This is a genomic window from Massilia aurea, assembly GCF_040790145.1.
GTDB lineage: Bacteria > Pseudomonadota > Gammaproteobacteria > Burkholderiales > Burkholderiaceae_D > Telluria > Telluria aurea_C.
The window spans coordinates 430,893-452,341 of sequence record NZ_JBFMMP010000002.1 but is presented as its reverse complement, the minus strand read 5'-3'; the positions used below and the strand labels follow the sequence as shown (position 1 = coordinate 452,341).

Below are 21,449 nucleotides of genomic sequence, written 5' to 3'. Positions count from 1 at the left end.
ACCCGCATGCAAGTGACCCCGATGAAACTCATCATTCTCGACCGGGACGGCGTGATCAACCACGACTCGCCCGACTTCATCAAGTCGCCGGCCGAGTGGATCCCGATTCCCGGCTCGCTCGAGGCGATCGCCCGTCTGAACCAGGCGGGGTATCGGGTCGTGCTGGCGACGAACCAGTCGGGCATCGCGCGCGGCCTGTTCGACATCGCCACGCTCAACGCCATCCACAGCAAGATGCACGCGGCGGCGCAGCTGGTGGGCGCCGACATCGACGCCATCTTCTTTTGCCCGCACGCGGCGCTCGATGCCTGCGACTGCCGCAAGCCCAAGTCGGGCATGTTCGAAGAAATCGCCAAGCGCTTCAAGATCAACCTGAAGGGCGTGCCGACCGTGGGCGACTCGCTGCGCGACCTGCAGGCGGGCTTCAACCGCGGCTGCACGCCCTACCTGGTCCTGACCGGCAAGGGTGAGCGCACGCAGCTCACCGGCGGCCTGCCGCCTGGCACGAAGGTGTACGCGGACCTGGCCGCGATGGTCAGCGCCCTGCTCAAGCCCGGCGCCTCTGGTGCTGGCAGCGCCCAGGCGTCATAATCAATACACCACCACGATAAGAACAACCAGATCGTTTTGTCCGGAGCCCCTTTGCGTAATTTCAGTCTGTTCCTGCGTTCCCTGCTGTTCACGGTCATCATGGCCATCGCGACGGTCATCTGGGCTTCACTGTGCTTTCTCGCGGCGCCGCTGCCGTACAACCAGCGCTTCTGGTTCACCTCGCGCTGGAACGTCTTCATCATCTGGTGCGCGCGCGTCATCTGCGGCATCCGCTACGAATTCAAAGGCTACGACAACCTGCCCGACGCGCCGGCCATCGTGCTCTCGAAGCACCAGTCGGCGTGGGAAACCATCTTCCTGCTGCCGAACCTCACGCGGCCCCTGGTCTACGTCTTCAAGAAGGAAATCCTGTACATCCCGTTCTTCGGCTGGGCCATGGGTTTGCTGCGCATGATCCCGATCGACCGCAAGCAGGGCAAGAACGCGTTCTCGCACGTGGTGCGTCACGGTAAACGCCGCCTGGCCGACGGCCAGTGGATTATCATGTTCCCTGAAGGTACCCGCATTCCCGTCGGCCGGAAGGGCAAGTACAAAAGCGGCGGCGCGCGCCTGGCCGTGGAAACCCAGGCAGTCGTGGTGCCGATCGCGCATAATTCAGGCGAGTGCTGGCCCAAGAATTCGTTCATCAAACGGCCCGGAACGATCACGGTCTCGGTCGGCAAACCGATATCGCCGCAAGGCCATACCCCTGACAGCTTGATGCAAGAGGTAGAAAATTGGATAGAATCGGAAATGCGCGTCATTTCGCCCCACGCCTACAAAGGTGGTTGAGCGACGTTAGCACCCAGATCAGGAATTCGCGCCCGCAGCAGACGATGGCGTCGTCGAAGATCGACGGCGACCAGCTCGAGCTGTTTGCGCAAGAATTCTTCGCGGCGCTCAAGCCTTCCGACAGGCCGGCGCCGCCATCCCAGCCGCTGTTCAAGGCGCCGCCGGCGCCGCCCCGCATCAAGCTTCCCTCGCCGCCCGTCGGCCCGCAAGACCCTCCCCTCAAACGCATCGCCCTCGGCCAGCACTACGTCGACTATGCGCTGCGCCGCTCCTCGCGCCGCTCGATCGGCTTCATGATCGACGACGACGGCCTGCGCGTGACCGCCCCGCGCCGCGTGACACAAGAAGACATTGAAAACGCCCTGCGCGCCAAGAGCCGCTGGATCGTCACCAAGCTGCTCGAACGCGGCGAGCGGCGCGAGCTGCGCCAGCAGCGCGCCCCGGTCGTGTGGGTCGATGGCGCCGTGCTGCCGTTCATCGGTGGCGACATCACCTTGCGGCTCGAACCGGCCACGCGCAGCCACTGCCATTTTGACGAAGCCACGCGCGAACTGGCGATCGGCGTCGTCGCGGGGCTGGCCGAGTGGCAGCTCAAGGAACGGGTAAAGTTGTGGTTCCAGGCCGAGGCCAAGCGCTTGTTCGTCGAGCGCCTGGATCATTACGCGCCGCTGCTTGGCGTGCGCTACAGTGCCTGCACGCTGTCGTCGGCCGGTTCGCGCTGGGGTTCGTGCACGGTGGGCGGCAGCATTCGCCTGAACTGGCGCCTGATTCACTATCCGCTGGCGCTGATCGACTACGTCGTGGCGCACGAGCTGGCGCACCTGCGCGAGATGAACCACAGCCCGGCGTTCTGGGCGACGGTGGCCGAGGTGTACCCGGACTACGACGGCGCACGCCTGGCGCTGCGCAAGCAGTCGCACCAGATGCCGGTGTTGTTCGAGGAGTAGTTGAACGTCGGCGTGGCGGTCAGCCCATGGCCTAAAAACCGTCGTTCCCGCGAAGGCGGGAACCCAAGTTTGCCAGCGTGCCTGCAAAATCAAACGTAATCGGTGCGCTGAAGACTTGGGTTCCCGCCTCCGCGGGAACGACGGTCTTGCGTGCGGCGGTGATGCAAGTTGCGCAGGTCGGCAAACAGCCTACCGCAAACTCAATGCATGCCGCGCCGCCGCCAGATCGCGCATGGTGGCGGTCTGCTGCTGCGACAGGCAGCGAAACGGGATCGGCAGCGTGCCGCGTTTCAGTACCATCATGAAGCCGCGCGAGTAAGTGCGCACGGCGGCCACGTCATCCCATTCGATCAGCGTCACGCCGCCACTGGTGCGCACGATGCCGTGTTCGTCGATGGTGAATTCATAGGTGCGGCGCCCGCGCCCGAGCAGCACGAAGTTCAGGCCTGCGCTCAGCGTGCTGCGCAGGCGCAAGAGGAAGCTGGCGGGCCAGCGCACGCGCCGGCGGCGGATCAGGAAGCCTCCGTGCTGCCACATGAAGCTGACGTATTCGCCCAGCGAATAGCGCACGAAAAAATGCAGTGCATCGAGCGGCAGCACGTTTGCCGTCTGCGGTATTGCTGGCGCCTCTTCCTGGACCAGAAGAGAGACTGGCTTTCCATCACTGCCTGGTGTCGCGCGATTCAATGACAACATGGCGCATCCCCTTTAGTTTTGTAGCGTGCAGATGGGAATGGTAACAAAACCTACCCAAATAGCCGTTGCACGAGTTCAACAGTGCGCAGGGTCGCGCCGCGGTGCCGCCCGGCGAATGCCAGCGCCTTTGCGCCCATTACCGCGCGGGCCGCGTCGTCGCGCAGCAGGCGCGCCGCCTCCGCGACCAGCGCGTCGGCGTCACGCACGCGCACTGCGGCGCCGTCAGCGACCGCGTCACACGTCGCGTCCAGGAAGTTGAAGGTGTGTTCGCCCACCAGCACCGGCTTGCCCAGTGCGCAGGCTTCGATCAGGTTCTGGCCGCCCAGCGGCAGCAGGCTGCCGCCGATATAGGCGCAGTCGCAGGCCGCGTAATAGGCGAACATCTCGCCCATCGAGTCGCCCAGCAGCACGTCGGCGTCGATGGCGCCGGCATTCTCATCGAGCTGCGAGCGGCGCGCAAGCCGCATGCCGCGCGCCTGGACCAGCTGCGCGACTTCGTCGAAGCGCTGCGGATGGCGCGGCACCAGCAGCAGCAAAGCGCCTGCCGGTTTGTCGGCGCGCTGCCATGCATCGAGGATCAGTGCCTCTTCGCCTTCGCGCGTGCTCGCGCACAGGAACACCGGCCGGCGCGCCGCGCCATCGATGCGCGCGCGCAGCCAGGCGCCCTTCTCGAGCGCCGGCGGCGGCGGCACGATGTCGAACTTGACGCTGCCGGTGACGACCACGTTCGGCGCGCCCAGCGACGCGATACGCTGTGCATCGGCATCGGTCTGCGCCGCGACCAGTGTGAACGAGCGCGCAGCCTCGGCCATCACGGCCCCGGCCTTGCGGCCCCGTTTGAGCGAGCGTTCCGACAGGCGCGCGTTGGCCAGCACGATCGGCACGCCCTGCCGCATGCAGGCGTGGATCAGGTTTGGCCAGACCTCGGTCTCCATCAGGATGCACACGCGCGGCCGATGGCGGCGCAGGAAGCGCGCCGTCATGGCGCCGGTGTCGTACGGCAGGTACGCCTGCACGACGCGTTCGCCGTGGTGCGCGAACAGGTCGCGCCCGGTGGCGCGGCCGGTGGGCGTCATGTGGGTAAGCAGGATGCGGCTGTCGGGCCACGCCAGCAAGAGCGCATCGACCAGCGGCTCGCTGGCGCGGGTTTCGCCGACTGACACGGCGTGCACCATGATCGTGGGCCGCTCGCCAGCCACAGGCCCGCCGAGGGCCAGGCGTTCGTCCCAGTGCTTGCGATAGCCCGGTTCCTTGCGACCGCGCCACCACAGCCGGCCCAGCACGGCCGGCATGGCCAGCCACCAGAGCGTGGAGTACAGCGTGCGGTTCATGTCACGCCGACGCCAGCAAACGCCGCGCCGCGGCGATGACGTCGTCGCTCGGGGGCGGCGCGCCCAGGTCGCCCAGGTTGACGATGCGATCCGACCAGTTGCCCTCGGTCTTCCACTTCGGCGAGTCGCAATAAATCTCGATCGTCGGCCGCACGAAGGCGGCGGCGATATGGGTCAGGCCCGTGTCGACGCCGACCGCCAGGCGCGCATGCTGCGCCAGCAGCACCGCATCCATCATCGACAGCTTCGGCAGCACGCGGGCGTTGGGCATCGCGGCGGCCAGTGCATGTGCATCCTCGTGCTCGGCCTTCGAGCCCCACGGCAGCAGCACCGGCATCGGCGCGAGCGCCGCGCCCAGTGCGATCCAGCTTGCATCCGGCCACTTCTTCGCCGCGCGTGCAGTGCCGTGAAAGAACACCGCGTAGTCCTCGAGCGGCAGGAACGCGGGCCGACTGTCCGCACTCGGCGCCGGCAGGCCGAATTCTGGCGCCGAGTCGACGCTGTAATCGAGCGCCGCGCCGGCCACCATGCGCCCGCGCGCCACGGCGTGCGTGCGCGGGTTCAGTGGAATGCTGTCGGTATGGAAGATGCGCGAGATGCCTTCATAGCCCGAGCCTTCGCTGCCATTGGCCAGGCCGACCTTCTTGCCGCCCTTGCGCACGCGCGCGGCGCCCATGATGATGCCGGTCTTGAGCAGGCCCTGGGTGTCGAACACGTAGTCGTATTCTTCTTCGCGCAGCGTGCGAAAGAACGCGCGGATCTCGGCCCGCGTTTCTTTCTTGCCCAGGCTCTTGCGCCAGCGGCGCAGCGCCCACGGCATGATCTTGCGCACGTGCGGATTGAGGCGCACGAGGCTCACATAGCCCTCTTCCACCACCCAGTCGATCGTGGCGCCCGGATGCGCGCGCAGCAGGTCGGCCACCATCGGCAGGTTATGCAGCACGTCGCCCAGCGACGACACGCGCACCAGTAGAATCTTCAAGCGATAGTCCTCAGAACGGCAGATCGGCGTCGGGCTTGGCGGCCAGGATCACGGTCTTGAACTCGGCCTGGATGCGCGCCAGCGCTTCCGGCGATTCGCCTTCGAAGCGCAGCACCACCACTGGCGTCGTGTTCGACGAACGGGCCAGGCCGAAGCCGTCGGCGTACTCGACGCGCAGGCCGTCGATATCGTTGATCTTTTCCGACGTCGGGAAGGTGGCGTTGGCGCGCAGGTGGTCGATGATCGTGAAGTTCTCGCCTTCTTGCAGGTGCAGGTGCAGTTCGGGCGTGCTGCTGGCCATCGGCAGGCTATTGAGCAGCGCGGACGGGTCCTGCTGCTTGGTCAGGATCTCGAGCATGCGCGCGCCGGCGTACATGCCGTCGTCGAAGCCGTACCAGCGCTCCTTGAAGAAGATATGGCCGCTCATCTCGCCGCCCAGCGGTGCACCGGTTTCCTTGAGCTTGGCCTTGACCAGCGAGTGGCCAGTCTTCCACATCAGCGGCTTGCCGCCATGCTGCTCGATGTACGGCGCCAGGTGGCGCGTGCACTTGACGTCGTACAGGATCTCGCCGCCCGGCACGCGCGACAGCACGTCGGCCGCGAACAGCATCATCTGACGATCCGGGAAGATGATCTGGCCATCCTTGGTGACGATGCCGAGGCGGTCGCCGTCGCCATCGAAGGCCAGGCCGATTTCGGCGTCGGTCTCTTGCAGCGCGCGGATCAGGTCTTGCAGGTTTTCCGGGTGCGCCGGGTCGGGATGGTGATTCGGGAAGGTGCCGTCGACTTCGCAGAACAGCTCGACCACCTCGGCGCCCATGCCGCGATACAGGTCGCCGGCGAACGCGCCGGCCACGCCGTTGCCGCAGTCGACCGCGATCTTGATCGGGCGCGCCAGCTTGACGTCGCCAATGATGCGCTCGAGGTAGGCGGCGCGGATATCGTGGGTGCTGTAGCCGCCGCGCTGCGCGGCGATGGCGCCATCGTAGGCTGCGATGCTGTCGTGCAGGCCGGTGATGGCGTCGCCATAAATAGCCTCGCCCGCGAGGACCATCTTGAAGCCGTTGTAGTCGGGCGGGTTGTGGCTGCCGGTGACCATGATGCCCGAACGCGTATCGAGCACGTTGGTGCCGAAGTAGACCATCGGCGTGGCGACCATGCCCAGGTCGATCACGTCGACACCGGCGTCGCGCAGGCCTTCGCCCAATGCGGCGGTCAGTTCAGGGCCGGACAGGCGGCCATCGCGGCCGATGACGACCTTGCTCTCTCCCTTGGCCAGCGCGGCAGCGCCGAATGCACGACCGATGTGCCGCGCAATGCCGGCGTCCAGGGTCTTGTCGATAATGCCGCGAATATCATAGGCCTTGAAAATCGTTTTGGAGAGAGCAACCATTTTTATTCCCTGGAATATTGGAGGATTGATAAGTAGTGGCTATTGTAACGGCAAGCGTGACAGGCGTGGGAATGGCGCGCGCAGGGACAGGCAGGCGCGGGGGGAGCAATAATTGAAGAACAAGGGTATGAGGACTAATGGGGACGGCGAATGCGTACCCCGGTTTTCAGTAGCGGCGAGCCACTGGCGCCGGCGCTCATGCAAGCGCGCGGCGCATGCTCCGCGTGGCGGAGCGATAGATACTGCTTAAACGCGCAGGTCGTCGATGGACTTGCCGCCTTCGACCCATTCCTTGACCCACTTTGGTTGACGGCCACGGCCGGTCCACTGTTGGCTGGAATCTTGCGGGTGACGGTAACGCACGGCGACAGTCGCGCCTTTCGAACCACGGCCGGTGGTTGCCATCAGGTCTTTCAGCGACACGCCAACGCTTTGCGCGATTGCCAGGATTTGTTCACGTGCTTTCTGCACTTCCTGGGTTTCACGCGTTTTCATTTCCTGCTTGATTTGTTCTTGCAGGTTGCGCAAATCGCCTACCGACATATTCGACAGATCCATCATCGTTCCTCGTTCGTTAAAAATTGAATGCAGATTCAGCAATTGCTGGCTATCAGTGAATACTCACCAAATGTCGCAATATACTACATCATTAATACCTGATTAGTCTTTCTTGCTTAAAAAAAGCCAGCGTGGCGACTTGAATCGGACAATGCGCCCATACAACCACAGGTAACTGATTATGAACAACAGACAGAACACCATCAATGCGCCCGTGCTTTCCCAGAACACGGTTGCCGGTATCACGGCCAGCAATGAAAACAGCCATAAATAAGGCGAGGTGCGCGCATTGCGTTTCATCAGTGCACGCGCTTCGCGCGGGCCCACCGTCCATTGCACGATGCGCCGGAAAATCAAACTGTGCAGATGAATACCGTCGGGCAGTGTTGGCGATTTACCACGGACAAACATGCGGCGGTACGCGGAGAATATGGTTTCAAAGGCTGGGTAAATCAGCAATAGCGCCGCGTACCAGGTCGACACGGATGGATTTCGCATCACCAGCAACAGGGCCAGTTCGCCCAGCAGGAAGCCGAGGAAATACGCCCCGCCATCGCCAAGGAAAATCAGGCCCACCGGATAATTCCAGATCAGGAAGCCGGCCGTGGCGCCGGCGACGATCAATGCCGCCACCAGCACGAACATATCGCCCACCTGCAAGGCCACATACGAGAGCGACAGCAGCATGAAGATACTGATCACGCCGGCCAGACCATTGAAGCCGTCGATGATATTGATGGCGTTGGCAATACCGGCCACGGCAAGCAACGTCAATGGCAGCACGATCCAGATCGATTCCAGCGGCACCACGGTCCACGGCAGATCGAGTCGACCGACACGCGCGTCGAGCAACCAATAGCCAAAGCCTGCCGCCAGCATCGTCAGAAACAGGCGCCGGCTCGGCGAGACCTTTCCCGTATAGTCTTCGGCAATGCCGCCGGACAAAGCAATCGTGGCGCAGGCAATCAAGGTTGCCAGCCACGATGCCATTTGCGGCTGGCGCAAGATCGATAAACCGGACGCCACCACCACCGCCAGAAAGATTGGAATGCCGCCGATGCGCGCGACCGCATGCGTATGGTTTTTTTGTACGCCGGTAAAATCACCATCGAGTCCCATGCCATGTTTTCGCGCGGTCTTGATGACCAGCAGCGTAAGCAATGCGCAGGAAAGGAAACTGACAAAAAACGAGAACATTATTGTTTTCTTTCGGTGCTATTCTTGTGCAGCCCTCCGCAAAAGACGGGAATGGAAGCAGCCACGGCACTCTATTCATCAAGGGAAAGCCGGCTTCATTGTACCGGACTGTACCGGCCTGCCGGGCACCCGTATTTATCTTTTCATCGGTGTGCGCGGCGACGCAAAAACACCTCTCGCGCGCAAAATCATTTAGTATCCGCCAAAGCATCACCCGCACCGCCCTTTACAACGCCAGGCCGCGAGGTCTTGCCAGAACAAGAATATGACCACTTACGCCATTGGCGACCTTCAAGGCTGCGCGCATGAAGCGCAGCTGCTGCTTGACCGCATTGCCCTCGTGGCGGGCGACGACGCGCGCATCCTGTTCGTGGGTGACCTGATCAACCGCGGCCCCGAGTCGCTCATGGCGCTGCGGCGCATGAAGGCACTGAACGAATCGAGCGGCGGGCGGGTCGACGCCCTGCTCGGCAACCACGACCTGCACCTGATCGCGGTGGCGGGCGGCGCCCAGCGCCTGAGCCGCTCCGATACACTCGACGAGATCCTGAATGCGCCCGACCGCGATGCACTGATCGCCTGGCTGCGCGCGCGGCCGCTGGCGATGTTCGTCGACAATCACCTGCTGGTGCACGCCGGCGTGGCGCCGCAATGGGATGCGGCGCAGACGATGGCGCTGGCCGGCGAAGTCGAACGCGCGCTGCAGGGCGACGACTGGCTCGCTTTTCTCTCCGAGATGTACGGCAACCAGCCCGACCGCTGGGACGAGCGCCTGACGGGCATCGAGCGCCTGCGCTGCATCGTCAATGCGCTCACGCGCATGCGCCTGTGCGCGCCGGATGGGGCGATGGACTTCAAGCACAAGGAAACCGACACCGGCCCGACCGGCAGCGACCTGCTGCCATGGTTCGACCTGCCGGCGCGCAGGACGCAGGACGTGACGGTGGTATTCGGCCACTGGTCGGCGCTGGGCGTGGTGCAGCGGCCCAACCTGATCGGCCTGGACAGCGGCTGCGTCTGGGGCGGGAAGCTGACGGCCGTGTGCCTGGATGACCGCACGCTGATTCAGGTGGATTGTCCCGAGTACCGGGAGCACGGCGGCAAGAAGGGGTAAGGGCCGGCTTTCCCCAATAGCCCCGAGACATCGTTTACATTACCGGGCTACCGCCTCTGCCACCGCCCCCGCCACCGCCTCCTGCGACGCCTGCGCCAGTTCGCGCCGGTGCGCACCGACGCTCTCGAGCGGCGCCAGGCAGGTCAGGCGCGCCATCACAGGCGGCCCCTGCAAAATCCTGAACAGGCTGTCGACAAAGGTGGTCTCGCCGATGTACTCGATCGACGGGTGGTGCGCGCCGTCGGCGCCGACATAGGCCAGCGCATATGGCTGGACCGGCACGCCGGCATCGATCGCCGCCTCGAACAGGTTGGCGTGAAACGGCAGCACCTGGCCTTGCAGGCCGGTCGTGCCTTCCGGGAACAGCGCCACGCGCTCGCCCTGCTGCAGCACGTCGACCAGTCCCTTGAACACGTGGCGCAATTCGCGCCGGTTGCCGCGCGCGATGAACACGGTGCCGGCGCCGGCGGCCAGGCGCCCCATCACGGGCCATTCCCGGATTTCGGCCTTGGCCACGAAACGGCTTGGGGTCAGTGAGTTGATGACGAAGATGTCGAGCCACGACACGTGATTGGCCACCACCAGCGCATGCGCGAGCGGGGCCACGCCGCCGTCGCGCGCGACGTTCACGCGGCACAGGCGCAGCAGCTGGCTCGACCAGCGGCGCGTGATGCGCGCGCGCCGTGGCGAAGACGCAAACGGAAACACCAGCGCGCAGGTCGCCAATCCTTCGCACAGATGGGCGGTAATGCGCGCGAGGCGCCAGGCAAGCGGGATATTCAAAATGGTGGAAGCCGTGAAGGCGCGGGCTTCACGCGAAGCCCGCGCCGGGTTGCATTAACGCTGGTACGCCACGCGGCCGCGCACGACGGTCGCGCGCACCTGGCCGGCCAGTTCGTAGCCGAGGAACGGCGTGTGCTTGCCCTGGCTGGCCAGCGCACGGCCATCGACCATCCAGCGCGCGGCCGGGTCGAACAGCACCACGTCGGCCGCCGCGCCCACGCTGAGCGTTCCCGCCGGCAGGCCGGCGATGCGCGCCGCGTTGCAGGTGATCTTGCCGATGGCCAGCGCCAGCGCCGCATCGGCATCGGTGTGCTGGTCTTGCGCCCACTTGAGCGTAAGCGCCAGCAGCAGCTCGAGCCCGGTGGCGCCGGGCGAGGCTTCGCCGAACGGCAGCAGCTTTTCGTCGTCGTCGACCGGCGTGTGGTCGGAGCAGATCGCATCGACCGTGCCGTCGGTGAGCGCGGCGCGGATCGCGTCGCGGTCGCGCTGCGAGCGCAGTGGTGGCGTCAGGCGCGCGTTCGAGTCGAAGAAGCCGATGTCGGCATCCGTCATGTGCAAGTGGTGCACGCCCACGTCGACCGTCACGTTCAGGCCTTCCTTCTTCGCCGCGCGAATCAGGTCCAGGCCAGCGGCGGACGAAATGCGGCACAGGTGCACGCGCGCGCCGGTGGCGCGCATCAGTTCGAAAATCGTGTGCAGCGCGATGGTCTCGGACATCACCGAGACGCCCGACAAGCCAAGGCGCGAAGCCAGCGGGCCGGCATGGGCCACGCCGCCGCGGCCGATGTGGGCGTCCTGCGGGCGCAGCCACACGGTGTACTCGAACGTTTTCGCGTACTGCATCGCGCGCAGCAGCACGGTGGTGTCGAGGATCGGTTCCTCGGCCTGCGCGAAGCCGATGCAGCCGGCTTCGGTCAGTTCGGCCATCTCGGTCAGGGCCTGGCCTTTCAGGCCCACGGTCAGTGCGCCCAGCGGGTGCACATTGGCTTGATCGAGCATGCGCGCGCGGTGCTTGAGCATCTCGACCAGGCCCGGTTCGTCGAGCACCGGATCGGTGTCGGGTGGGCACACCAGCGAGGTGACGCCGCCCTGCATCGCAGCTTGCAGCTCGGATTCGAGCGTGGCCTTGTATTCGTAGCCCGGCTCGCGCAGGCGCGCCGACAAATCGACCAGGCCGGGGGCGACCACGAGGCCGCTCGCGTCGATACTGCGATCGGCCGTGAAGTCTTGCGGTGCGCTGCCGACGGCGGCGATCTTGCCGTCGACGATAAACAGGTCTTGCACGGCGTCGATGCCGTTCGCCGGGTCGATCACGCGCCCGTTCTTGATATGGAGTTTCATGCGTGGGTTCCTGCCAAAATGCTCATGACTGCCATCCGTACCGCGATCCCGAACGTCACCTGCGGCAGGATCACCGCCTGGCTGCCATCGGCAACCGCCGAATCGATCTCGACGCCGCGGTTCATCGGGCCCGGGTGCATCACGATCGCGTCGGGTTTCGCCAGCGCGAGACGCTCGGGCGTCAGGCCGTAGCTCTTGAAGTATTCTTGCGCCGACGGCAGCAGCGCGCCGCTCATGCGCTCGTTCTGCAGGCGCAGCATGATGATGACGTCGACGTCCTTCAACCCTTCATCCATATTGGTGAAGGTGCGCACGCCCATCTGATCCAGGCCGCCCGGCAGCAGGGTGTGCGGGCCGATGGCGCGCACTTCGGGCACGCCCAGCGTGGTCAGTGCGTGGATGTCCGAACGGGCCACGCGGCTGTGCAGGATGTCGCCGACGATGGCCACGCGCAGGTTCGTGAAGTCTTTCTTGTAGTGCCGGATCGTGTACATGTCGAGCAGGCCCTGGGTCGGGTGCGCATGGCGCCCGTCGCCGGCGTTGACGACGTGGACGTCGGAGCGCGTGCGGTTCAGGTGCTGCGCGATCATGTACGGCGCGCCCGATTGCGCGTGGCGCACCACGAACATATCGGCGTGCATCGCGGCCAGGTTGTCGATCGTGTCGAGCAGCGATTCGCCCTTGGTGGTCGATGAGGCCTGGATGTTCAGGTTGATGACGTCGGCCGACAGGCGCTTGGACGCGATCTCGAACGTGGTGCGGGTACGCGTCGAGTTCTCGAAGAACAGATTGAACACGCTCTTGCCGCGCATGAGCGGGACCTTCTTGACCTCGCGGTCCGAGATGCCCACGAAGCTCGATGCGGTATCGAGGATGTGGTCGATGTGCGCCTTCTTGAGACCCTCGATGGTGAGCAGGTGCTGCAGCTCGCCGTTTTTATTCAGTTGCGGATTATTGTGCAGGATCGGCATTGTCTTGTTCGATGGTAAGCGAAAGTTGGCCTGTTTCATCGCGCTGCAGGCACAGCGACTCGTTGGCTTCGAGCGAGGCGTGGGCGCCGACGAAATCGGCGGCCACCGGCAGCTCGCGCCCGCCCCGGTCGGCCAGCGCGGCCAGGCGGATGCAGGCCGGACGGCCGTAGTCGAACAGCACGTTGATCGCGGCGCGCGTGGTGCGCCCGGTCTGCAGCACGTCGTCGACCAGCACCACGGTGGCGCCGTCGACCGCGAAGCGGATGTGGGTCGGCTTCACGTCGGGGTGCAGGCCCTTGCGCGCATAATCGTCGCGGTAGAACGAGACGTCGATGGAACCGAGGCGGTGCGTCAGGTCGAGGTCGCGCGCGAGGCGCTCGGCCAGCCAGGCGCCGCCGGAATGGATGCCGACGATGGCCGGATCGAGAACGCCGTCCAGGCCCGCGCGGACCTGGGCGAGCAGCTCGCGATAAAGCGCTTCGGCATCGAATGCGTGTTTGTTGGTGGACATAGGGTTAGCGTGAGGCGTCAAAATACTGTTGCAAAATAATGGCGGCCGCCTTGTCGTCGATGACGTCGCCGCGCTTTGATGCGATCACGGCCGACGAATAGCGTTCATCGACGAGTTCGACGGGCAGGTTGAAGCGGCCGTGCAGTTGGTTGGCGAAGCGGCGGCTGCGCAATGTCATGTCGTGCTCGGCGCCATCGGGATGGCGCGGTTCGCCGACGACCAGGCGCGCCGGCTGCCACTGCGCGATCAGGTCGCCAATGATCTTGAAGCGGGTGGCGTTGTCGATCGCGCTGACGACACGCAGGGGCTGGGCCTGCCCAGTCAGGGTGTTGCCCATGGCAATGCCGATGCGCTTGATGCCGAAGTCGAAGCCCAGGACGATATCAACCATGCACGCGATTCTTGCACTGGAACGCCTTACGCATGGCCGGCTTCGGTGGCGAGCATGAACGGGTCGATGCCCAGCAGCTTGATGGCGGCGTGGTAACGCTCTTCGATCGGCAGGTCGAACAGCACGCGCGCGTCGGCGCCCACCGTCAGCCAGCCGTTGCGCGAGATTTCTTCTTCGAGCTGGCCCGGGCTCCAGCCCGCATAGCCGATGGACACCAGCATGCGCGCCGGCCCGCCGCCATTGGCGACGGCTTCGAGCACGTCGATGGAGGTGGTAAACGAGACGTCGTCGGTGACCGTGAGCGACGACGAGTAGCGCCCGCCAGGCGAATGCAGCACGAAGCCGCGGTCGTCTTGCACGGGGCCGCCGAACATGATCGGTTCGTCGACGACGGTGGCGCGCAAGCCTTCGGCCAGCTTGAGGTCGACGCGGTCGAACAGGGTTTCCATCGTCATGTCGGTCGGCTTGTTGATGACCACGCCAAGCACGCCTTTGTCGTTGTGCTCGCAGACATAGACGACGGTGCCGCCGAAGACGGGATCCTGGATCGACGGCATGGCAATCAGGAAGTGGTTCGCCAGGTTCAGGCCGGACGCGGCAGGCCCCGGCACCGCCAGGGCATCAGCCTGCTCATGGGACAGGCCCGGCATTGGAAGAGTTTTGCCAACTTTGCTTTTTTTCATACGATTGCTCTCAAAAGGCGCACTCTCGCGTTATTACTTCTGTTGAACGGCTGCCAAATATCTGCAGAACAACCTTACGCTTTTCGACAGTTTACACCCATTTGCCCCGCAGGCCATCCTGAGCGCTCCGCGAGCGCCACAGGTTTCGATCATGGGCGGTAGAATCTGCACCCGCCTTGACCTCGAACACGATGATGAATTTAAGCAAGTCTTTAGTCTGGTTTCGCCGCGATCTGCGTGCGTTCGACCACGCCGCCCTGCACCACGCCTTGCGTTCATCGCAACAGGTGTATTGCGTGTTTGTGTACGACACCGACATCCTGAATGGGTTGCCACAAGATGACCGGCGTCTGCGTTTCATCCATGCCAGCCTGGCCCAGCTGGACGCCGAACTGCGTCGTCTTGGAGGCTACCTGATCGTGCGCCACGGGAGCGCCCGCGATGAAGTCGTTGCTCTCGTGGAAGAACTCGACATCGATGCCGTGCATGCCAACAGCGACTATGAACCGTCGGCCATCGCGCGCGATGACGAGGTGGCCGCGCGCCTGGCCGAACGCGACTGTGCCTTCCACGGCTACAAGGACCAGGTCATTTTTGAAAAGCAGGAAGTGCTCACGCTCGCCGGCGGCGTGTTCTCGGTCTTTACGCCATACAAGAACGCCTGGCTCAAGCGCCTGGCGGCCCATCCTGAAACGCTGGCGACGTACCCGGTCGATGCCTTTGCCCACACGTTCGCCAGGCCCACCGGCGCAGCGCCTGCGCTGCCGAGCCTTGACGACATCGGCTTCACGTCGGGCGAGGCGCCGCTGCCACCCGGAATGGATGGGGCCGAAGAACTGTTCGAAGCATTCGTGAGCGAGATGGCCGACTACGGCCGCGCGCGCGACTTCCCGGCCGAGGAAGGCACGTCCAGGCTGTCGGCGCACCTGCGCTTTGGCACCACGTCGATCCGCCACCTGGTGCGCACGGCGCAGCAGATGGTGCAGTCGGGCGCGGGCGGGACCGGCGCGGCGGTGTGGCTGTCCGAACTCATCTGGCGCGACTTCTATGCGATGGTGCTGTCGCAGAACCCGCACGTCACCCTGCGCTCGTTCAAGCCGGCGTTCGACGTGATCGAGTGGGATACCGGGGACGACGCCGACGCGCTGTTCGCGGCCTGGTGCGACGGCCGCACGGGCTTTCCGCTGGTCGATGCGGCCATGCTGCAACTGAACCAGACGGGCTTCATGCACAACCGGCTGCGCATGGTCACGGCGAGTTTTCTGACCAAGGACCTCGGCATCGACTGGCGCCGCGGCGAGCGTTATTTCGCGCTCAAGCTCAATGATTACGATCTGGCGTCGAACAACGGCGGCTGGCAGTGGGCGGCGTCGACCGGGTGCGATGCGCAGCCGTGGTTCCGGATCTTCAATCCGGTGACGCAATCGACACGCTTCGACGCTCGCGGTGAATTCATCCGGCGCTACCTGCCGCAACTGGCGCAGCTCGACGGCAAGCAGATCCACGCGCCATGGCTGGTCAAGGATGACGTGCTGGCGGCGCGTGGCGTGGTGCTGGGACGGGATTATCCGGCGCCGGTCGTGGAGCACGACACGGCGAGACAGCGCACGTTGGCGCGGTTTGCGGTGGTGAAGAAGGTGGTGGCCGACGTGGAGGAGGCCGAGGATTGACGTGGTGGGTGTGCGGGCAAACTTGGGTTCCCGCCTCCGCGGGAACGACGGTTCTACAGCTAGCTGGTTGCGTGGCGCCGCAGGTTTGCACCCGCTGCCTGTGCACGTCATTCCCGCGGAGGCGGGAATCCAAGTAAAGGCACCGCACCCACCAGCTACGCCGCCTCGCGCCCCAGCAACCCTTCGATCGCGGCCAGCAGCACCGTCTCCTGATACGGCTTGCCGAAGTAGGCATTCACGCCCAGCCCCAGCGCCACGTTGCGGTGCTTGTCGGCCGTGCGCGACGTGATCATGATGATCGGGATCGCGCGCGTCGCCTCGTTGCCACGCACATTGCGCGTCAGGTCGAAACCGTCCATGCGCGGCATCTCGATATCGACCAGCATCAGGTCCGGTGCGCCCTCCCCGATCAACTCCAGTGCTTCGATCCCGTCCTTGGCCAGCACCACGCGATAACCTTCGCGCTCGAGCAGGCGCTGCGTCACGCGTCGCACCGTCAGCGAATCGTCGACCACCATCACCGTGGGACGTCGCGCCTGCGGCGCTGCCGCCGCCTGCTTCGTGCGCGCTTCGCCCTGCGGCTGCTGGGCCAGCGCCAGCGGATCGAGGATCAGGACGATCTCGCCCGAGCCCAGGACAGTGGCGCCATCGATGCCCGGCATGCGCGCCATTTGACGGCCGATGTTCTTGACCACCACCTCGCGGTTGCCCAGCACCTCGTCCACGCGCAGCGCGATGCGGCGGCTGCCGCCATTGAGCACCAGCACCGGCGTCGAGCGCTGCGTCGTGGTTCGGGCTTCTTCTTCGTCACCCAGCAGGCCCGGCAAGCCATACAGCGCCAGCTCGTGGCCGGCCAGTGCGATGCTGCCGTCCTCGATCGCGACTGCCAGGTCGGCTTCGCGCACCTGCTGCACCGCATCGACCAGCGTCGACGGCACTGCGTGCGTGCGGCCACCGGCCACCACCAGCACCACCTGCGCCACGGCCAGCGTGAGCGGCAGCGTGATGGTAAAGCGCGCGCCCTGCCCCGTTTCGGAGACCACGGCGACGCGGCCGCCCAGCGCCTGGGCTTCGGAACGCACCACGTCCATGCCCACGCCCCGGCCGGCCAATTCGGTCAGCGTGTCCGCCGTCGAAAAGCCCGGTTCGAAAATCAGGTCGGTGACTTGTTCGTCGGGCGCATCGTCGCCCTCGGCGATCAGGCCACCTGCCAGCGCCTTGGCGCGGATGCGCTCGAGGTCCAGGCCCGCGCCGTCGTCGCTGAAGTTGATCAACACTTCGTTGCCGTGCTGGCTGACCTGCACCAGCAGCTCGCCCGTCTCGGCTTTGCCTGCGCCCTGGCGCGCCGCGCGCGGCTCGATGCCGTGCACGATCGCGTTGCGCAGCAAGTGCTCGAACGGGGCGGCCATCTGCTCCAGCACGCCGCGGTCGATCTCCACCGCGCCGCCCCGGATGTCCAGGTTCACGCGCTTGTCGGTTTCTTTCGCCGTCTGGCGCGCGACGCGGAACAGACGTTCGGACAAGCTGGCAAACGGCACCATCCGCACGCGCATCAGGTCGCGTTGCAGGTCACGCGTCATGCGCGCCTGGGACGACAGTTCTTCGTTGGCCGAATCGACCGTGCGCGCCAGGCTTTCCTGGAACGAAGCGACGTCGTCGACGCTCTCGGCGAGCATGCGCGTGAGTTCCTGCAAGCGCGTGAAGCGGTCGAATTCGAGCGGATCGAATTCGCGCTCGCCGGCGATCGACAGGCGCGAGGCGATCTGCGATTCAGCCTGCATCTCGATCTCGCGCAACTGGCGCCGCAGGCGGCCCACGTTGTCCGAGAAGTCGCCCAGCGACGACTTGAGCACGCCGATCTGATTTTCGAGACGCGAGCGCGTGATCGACACTTCACCGGCCTGGTTCACCACGCGGTCGAGGATGTCGGCGCGCACGCGCACCAGCGGCGCGCGCGCCGGCTCGGTCGGCGCCAGCGCTGGCGCGGTGGCAGTCGCGGTCGCAGACGCATCCGCTTGCGCTGTCGCCGGCTGCTGCAACTGCTCGAACAACAGCATCGCGCCGTCATAATTGGCCAGCAATTCGTCGAATGCGGTCGCCAGCAGCGTCGAGGTGCCGGCGTGGACCATGTTCTCGATCTGCGTTTCCAGTTCGTGCGCGTGCTGGCCAAGGCGCATTGCGCCGGCCATGCGCGCGCTGCCCTTGACCGTATGCAGGTCGCGCTGCATGCGCTGCGCGACGGCGCCGTTGGACGGCTCTTGCTGCCATTTGCGCAGGTCGTGGCCGATGCGCGGCAACAGGTCGGTCGCTTCTTCCAGGAACACCGGCAGCAGGTCGGCGTCGATCTCGTCGACATACGCATTGACGCCGACCAGTTCCGGCTCGAGCAGGTCGTCGGATTCGGGCGCCGGTTGATCCTCGGGTTCCGGTTCGAATTCCGGTTCGATTTCCGGCTCTGGCTCCGGCTCGGATTCCGGTTTGGACAGCACCGCTTCATCCGGCGTCACCGCCACGAAGTCGGCGGCTTGCGGCGGCGGGGTGGCCTGCTCCAGCGCTGGCGCGGCGAACGGATCGTCGCCCATCGACGCAAAGATGTCGTCGATATCGTCCGGCGCGGCCGGGGCTTTGGGTCCGACGTCGCGCGCAGCAGGCGCCGCGAACGGTGGCGGGTCGGCCAGCAACTGGTCATAGGCTTCGGCGAACAGCGCATCGAGTTGCGTCGCCAGCGCCGGTTCAAGCTTGTCGAACGGCGACGCGTCCAGGCGCGCGCGCAGCGCGGCCAGCTGTTCGATCAGGTCCAGCTGCGCCGGCGCCAGTTCGCCCAGCGTGAACACTTGCAGCATCGTGCGCATGCGCGACAGCGTCGCGTCGAACAGGTCCAGCCCGTCCTCGTCGATCAGTGCTCCCGGAACGGCAAGATTCTCGAGCGTCATCTCGAGCGCGTGCGCCAGTTCGCACAGGTCGGTGTAGCCGACCGTGGCCGAAGTGCCGGCCAGCGTGTGCGCCGCAGTGATCGCATCGGGCGAAGCGCCCTGCGCCGGATCGCTGCGCAGCTGCGCGAATGCGGTTTCCAGCGTGGCGCACAGCGATTCGGTTTCAAGCAGGTACACGTCGTGCAGCGCCTGGCCGATGGCCAGGTCGCCCACGCGCCGCACGGCGTCAGCGCCCGCTGGCGTGATCTGCAAGTCGAGCACGGGGATATCATCCAACTGCGCATCCAACTGCGCATCGACATCGGGTTCGGCGGCCGGTGCCGGCGCAGCGTCGGTCAACGGCTCGAATGCACCACCGTCCTGCACCCGCGCGGCAACCTCGATCAGCGCCGCGCCATCGCGCCGCGACACCTGCCCGGCGGCCAGTTCGGTCACCCAGGCATCGAGTTCGGCATAGGCGTGCGCGAGCAGCGCCAGCATGTCGGCGGTGGCAGCGCGGCCATCGGCCAGCCAGACATTCATCACCCGCTCGATGCTGGCGGCGGTCGCGCCGAACTCGTCCAGGCCCACCATGCGGCTGCTGCCCTTGAGCGTGTGGAAGGCGCGGCGCAGCCCTGTCAGGGTTTCCTGGTTGCCCGGCTCGTCGGCCGCGCGCGGGAGCGTCTCGACCACGAAGGCGAGCACTTCCTGCGCTTCGGCGATGAAGATCTCGAGCAGTTCGGCATCGATGTCGTTCTGTGCGTCGTCTTGTGCGTCGTTCTGCGCAGCGTCGACAACGACCGGCGCGGCCGGCGCATCGACGTCGCTGGCCACAGCGGGCTGCGGCGCCTCGACGAACTCGAACGGCAGTTCGCGCAGCAGCTGCTTGTCAAGGTCGAACGTGAAGCGACCGCGCGCCAGCGCGCTGTCTTGCGCCAGCAGATCGGCAAAGAAGCCGAGCGCGCCGATGTTCTGGGCGATGTTGTGCAGCGACGCATGCTGCGCCGTGACATCGAGACCGCTGTCGGCCAGCAGGCGCACCGCGCCTTCGACATGGTGCAGGGTCAGCACGGCCTGCTCCTGGTCGAGGATCGCGAACGCGCCCTGCAGGCTATGCAGCACCGGCCCGGCCTGTTCCAGCACCTGGCGTTTCGACGGGTCGTCGTAGTAATCGTCGAGCAGCTTTTCGATCTGACGCAGGCCAGCCTTGACTTCGCCCGCCAGTACGGCCACGGTCTGGCCCTGCTGGATCTGGCGCGCCAGTTCGCCCTGCCAGTGCGGCGCGTCGGGCGGCGTCTCGCCGGCGGCCAGCGCCAGCAGGCGCGCGCCGACGGCTTCGGCGTTCTGCGAAAAATCGTCGGGCAGCTGGCGCAGCTGGTCCAGGCTGTTCTCGACGAACAGCATGGCTGCAGCCATCTCGAGGCCGAACTGGTCGTCGCGGCCCGATTGCACCGAGTCGCCGGCCGCGCGGCCCAGTTCACGCAGCAGCTGCGCCAGCGCGGGCGCGCCCAGCTTTTCGCTGGCGCCGGCCAGGCGCGCCAGGGCGTCGTTGAAGTCGTTTTCGACGGCGGCGTCAGGCTTGCCGTCGCCGGCGATCAGATCCCAGTCCGACTTGGTGCGCGCCAGTGCTTCGCGCGCTTCCTTCAGGGCTTGCGGATCGAGTTTGCCGTAGCGGCGTTCGGCGTAGTCGTGCGGCACCGCGCCGTCCAGGCCCAGGGCCTGGCGCAGCGTGCGCGCTTCAAGGCCCGGCGTGCGCGCAGCGGCCACGAAGAACAGCGCGTCGCGCAGCATCGCCTCGGGCGAATCCTGCTGGCCCTTGGCCAGGCGCCGCAACTGCAGGTTGATCTGGCCGAAGAGCTGCTTGATATACAGGTCGGTGGCGACCTGGCCGTCGGCGACCACGGTGGCAAACGCGTGCATCGCCTGCCAGAACAGGCGCGCGCGCGGGGCTTCCTGCGCGCCGGCGATCGGGGCGATCGCGGCGACCATGTCTTCTGCCTGCGCGCGACGCGCGGCATCGTCTTCGGCCTTCAGGTACGGCAGCAGTGCTTTTTCGAACTGTGTGCGGCAGGTGGCGATATCGACCTCGCCGACGGCGGCGGGAGCCAGCGCGGGCAGCGCCGACAGCTCGCGCGGCACATCAAGCGGCAGCAGGTCGGCCGGATGGACCTTGAGCTCACCCTGGCGTTCGACCATGTCGCGGTAATACGGGAACAGGCGGGCCGGCTGTTGCGGCGCACCGGCCAGCAGTTCGTCGAGGTATTCGCCCAACGCCCCGAAGGCATCGAGCACCACCTGCACGCTCTCGAGCGTGCAGGGAAGTTGCCCGTCCTTGAAGCGGTCGAGCACCGCTTCGGCGGCGCCGGTGAATACGCCAACGCCTTCGACATCGACCATCTGCAAGGCGCCATGCGCCTGGTGCAGATGCGATTTCGCATGCAGCAGCAACGTCGGCTGCGCCTCGGGCGAGCGGCCCGCGGCATCGCGCAGGGACGTGGCGGCGCGCGTGAGGGCATCGCGGATTTCGCCAATGACCCAGGACAGCGGGCCGGTATCAAAACTGCTGGAGCGGTTCAAGGTCGTCAT

General features: G+C 65.7%; 18 protein-coding genes. 5 read left to right on the top strand and 13 right to left on the bottom strand.

Annotation, left to right across the window (positions count from 1 at the left end; translation table 11 throughout):
* Positions 1-21 precede the first annotated feature (21 nt).
* The 3 genes from gmhB to AB2N08_RS06570 are packed head-to-tail and all read left to right on the top strand — an operon-like array spanning position 22 to position 2,330.
* The gene (gmhB, locus tag AB2N08_RS06580; RefSeq protein ID WP_367609828.1) at positions 22-591 is read left to right on the top strand and encodes a D-glycero-beta-D-manno-heptose 1,7-bisphosphate 7-phosphatase; all 570 of its coding nucleotides are present in this window, start codon (positions 22-24) and stop codon (positions 589-591) included.
* A gap of 51 nt (positions 592-642) precedes the next feature.
* Positions 643-1,383, top strand: coding sequence for a lysophospholipid acyltransferase family protein (locus tag AB2N08_RS06575; RefSeq protein ID WP_367609827.1), 741 nt, complete (start codon positions 643-645; stop codon positions 1,381-1,383).
* Positions 1,384-1,427: 44 nt separating this feature from the next.
* On the top strand, positions 1,428-2,330 hold the full coding sequence (locus AB2N08_RS06570) for a M48 family metallopeptidase (protein WP_367609862.1): 903 nt from the start codon (positions 1,428-1,430) through the stop codon (positions 2,328-2,330).
* Positions 2,331-2,519: 189 nt separating this feature from the next.
* Here AB2N08_RS06570 and AB2N08_RS06565 read toward each other — a convergent pair whose 3' ends face one another.
* The 6 genes from AB2N08_RS06565 to AB2N08_RS06540 all read right to left on the bottom strand — a co-directional run bounded on the left by AB2N08_RS06565 (position 2,520) and on the right by AB2N08_RS06540 (position 8,487).
* Complete coding sequence (locus AB2N08_RS06565) at positions 2,520-3,026, bottom strand: YcxB family protein (protein WP_367609826.1); 507 nt, start codon at positions 3,024-3,026, stop codon at positions 2,520-2,522.
* A 50-nt stretch (positions 3,027-3,076) separates the two neighbouring features.
* Complete coding sequence (gene waaA, locus AB2N08_RS06560; RefSeq protein ID WP_367609825.1) at positions 3,077-4,357, bottom strand: lipid IV(A) 3-deoxy-D-manno-octulosonic acid transferase; 1,281 nt, start codon at positions 4,355-4,357, stop codon at positions 3,077-3,079.
* Position 4,358: 1 nt separating this feature from the next.
* Positions 4,359-5,339: a lipopolysaccharide heptosyltransferase I gene (gene waaC, locus AB2N08_RS06555; RefSeq protein WP_367609824.1), complete on the bottom strand. Its 981-nt coding sequence runs from the start codon at positions 5,337-5,339 to the stop codon at positions 4,359-4,361.
* Between the two features lie 10 nt (positions 5,340-5,349).
* Positions 5,350-6,732, bottom strand: a complete 1,383-nt coding sequence (locus tag AB2N08_RS06550; RefSeq protein ID WP_367609823.1) for a phosphomannomutase/phosphoglucomutase — start codon at positions 6,730-6,732, stop codon at positions 5,350-5,352.
* A 246-nt stretch (positions 6,733-6,978) separates the two neighbouring features.
* Positions 6,979-7,290, bottom strand: coding sequence for an H-NS histone family protein (locus tag AB2N08_RS06545; RefSeq protein ID WP_367609861.1), 312 nt, complete (start codon positions 7,288-7,290; stop codon positions 6,979-6,981).
* A gap of 102 nt (positions 7,291-7,392) precedes the next feature.
* Complete coding sequence (locus AB2N08_RS06540; RefSeq protein WP_367609822.1) at positions 7,393-8,487, bottom strand: MraY family glycosyltransferase; 1,095 nt, start codon at positions 8,485-8,487, stop codon at positions 7,393-7,395.
* A gap of 265 nt (positions 8,488-8,752) precedes the next feature.
* Between AB2N08_RS06540 and AB2N08_RS06535 the strand changes: the two genes are divergently transcribed.
* Positions 8,753-9,601, top strand: coding sequence for a symmetrical bis(5'-nucleosyl)-tetraphosphatase (locus tag AB2N08_RS06535; protein WP_367609821.1), 849 nt, complete (start codon positions 8,753-8,755; stop codon positions 9,599-9,601).
* A gap of 39 nt (positions 9,602-9,640) precedes the next feature.
* Here the strand turns inward: AB2N08_RS06535 and AB2N08_RS06530 are convergent, their stop codons facing one another.
* Genes AB2N08_RS06530 through AB2N08_RS06505 form a run of 6 tightly spaced genes read right to left on the bottom strand, consistent with a single transcriptional unit; the run spans position 9,641 to position 14,281 of the window.
* Positions 9,641-10,384 (bottom strand): lysophospholipid acyltransferase family protein, encoded by a 744-nt coding sequence (locus AB2N08_RS06530; protein ID WP_367609820.1) that lies wholly within the window; start codon positions 10,382-10,384, stop codon positions 9,641-9,643.
* Between the two features lie 54 nt (positions 10,385-10,438).
* The gene (locus tag AB2N08_RS06525; protein WP_367609819.1) at positions 10,439-11,725 is read right to left on the bottom strand and encodes a dihydroorotase; all 1,287 of its coding nucleotides are present in this window, start codon (positions 11,723-11,725) and stop codon (positions 10,439-10,441) included.
* Positions 11,722-12,696, bottom strand: a complete 975-nt coding sequence (locus tag AB2N08_RS06520; protein WP_367609818.1) for an aspartate carbamoyltransferase catalytic subunit — start codon at positions 12,694-12,696, stop codon at positions 11,722-11,724. Before AB2N08_RS06520 ends, AB2N08_RS06525 begins: the two co-directional genes overlap by 4 nt.
* Positions 12,677-13,207: a bifunctional pyr operon transcriptional regulator/uracil phosphoribosyltransferase PyrR gene (gene pyrR, locus AB2N08_RS06515; RefSeq protein WP_367609817.1), complete on the bottom strand. Its 531-nt coding sequence runs from the start codon at positions 13,205-13,207 to the stop codon at positions 12,677-12,679. Before pyrR ends, AB2N08_RS06520 begins: the two co-directional genes overlap by 20 nt.
* Before the next feature lie 4 nt (positions 13,208-13,211).
* Entirely contained in the window at positions 13,212-13,598 is a 387-nt protein-coding gene (ruvX, locus tag AB2N08_RS06510) for a Holliday junction resolvase RuvX (RefSeq protein ID WP_367609816.1), read from the bottom strand.
* 26 nt (positions 13,599-13,624) lie between these two features.
* Positions 13,625-14,281: a YqgE/AlgH family protein gene (locus tag AB2N08_RS06505; protein ID WP_367609815.1), complete on the bottom strand. Its 657-nt coding sequence runs from the start codon at positions 14,279-14,281 to the stop codon at positions 13,625-13,627.
* Between the two features lie 194 nt (positions 14,282-14,475).
* Between AB2N08_RS06505 and AB2N08_RS06500 the strand changes: the two genes are divergently transcribed.
* Positions 14,476-15,951, top strand: coding sequence for a cryptochrome/photolyase family protein (locus AB2N08_RS06500; protein WP_367609814.1), 1,476 nt, complete (start codon positions 14,476-14,478; stop codon positions 15,949-15,951).
* Positions 15,952-16,106: 155 nt separating this feature from the next.
* Here AB2N08_RS06500 and AB2N08_RS06495 read toward each other — a convergent pair whose 3' ends face one another.
* Positions 16,107-21,449 carry a hybrid sensor histidine kinase/response regulator gene (locus AB2N08_RS06495; RefSeq protein ID WP_367609813.1) on the bottom strand — a complete coding sequence of 1,781 codons (5,343 nt, stop codon included), beginning with the start codon at positions 21,447-21,449 and terminating at the stop codon, positions 16,107-16,109.

Bases quoted from the DNA above. Each gene is read 5' to 3' on its own strand.
- gmhB (WP_367609828.1), top strand. From the start codon at position 22: ATGAAACTCATCATTCTCGACCGGGACGGCGTGATCAACCACGACTCG.
- AB2N08_RS06570 (WP_367609862.1), top strand. From the start codon at position 1,428: ATGGCGTCGTCGAAGATCGACGGCGACCAGCTCGAGCTGTTTGCGCAA.
- AB2N08_RS06565 (WP_367609826.1), bottom strand. From the start codon at position 3,026: ATGTTGTCATTGAATCGCGCGACACCAGGCAGTGATGGAAAGCCAGTC.
- waaA (WP_367609825.1), bottom strand. From the start codon at position 4,357: ATGAACCGCACGCTGTACTCCACGCTCTGGTGGCTGGCCATGCCGGCC.
- AB2N08_RS06550 (WP_367609823.1), bottom strand. From the start codon at position 6,732: ATGGTTGCTCTCTCCAAAACGATTTTCAAGGCCTATGATATTCGCGGC.
- AB2N08_RS06545 (WP_367609861.1), bottom strand. From the start codon at position 7,290: ATGGATCTGTCGAATATGTCGGTAGGCGATTTGCGCAACCTGCAAGAA.
- AB2N08_RS06540 (WP_367609822.1), bottom strand. From the start codon at position 8,487: ATGTTCTCGTTTTTTGTCAGTTTCCTTTCCTGCGCATTGCTTACGCTG.
- AB2N08_RS06535 (WP_367609821.1), top strand. From the start codon at position 8,753: ATGACCACTTACGCCATTGGCGACCTTCAAGGCTGCGCGCATGAAGCG.
- AB2N08_RS06525 (WP_367609819.1), bottom strand. From the start codon at position 11,725: ATGAAACTCCATATCAAGAACGGGCGCGTGATCGACCCGGCGAACGGC.
- AB2N08_RS06520 (WP_367609818.1), bottom strand. From the start codon at position 12,696: ATGCCGATCCTGCACAATAATCCGCAACTGAATAAAAACGGCGAGCTG.
- pyrR (WP_367609817.1), bottom strand. From the start codon at position 13,207: ATGTCCACCAACAAACACGCATTCGATGCCGAAGCGCTTTATCGCGAG.
- ruvX (WP_367609816.1), bottom strand. From the start codon at position 13,598: ATGGTTGATATCGTCCTGGGCTTCGACTTCGGCATCAAGCGCATCGGC.
- AB2N08_RS06505 (WP_367609815.1), bottom strand. From the start codon at position 14,281: ATGAAAAAAAGCAAAGTTGGCAAAACTCTTCCAATGCCGGGCCTGTCC.
- AB2N08_RS06500 (WP_367609814.1), top strand. From the start codon at position 14,476: ATGAATTTAAGCAAGTCTTTAGTCTGGTTTCGCCGCGATCTGCGTGCG.
- AB2N08_RS06495 (WP_367609813.1), bottom strand. From the start codon at position 21,449: ATGACGACCTTGAACCGCTCCAGCAGTTTTGATACCGGCCCGCTGTCC.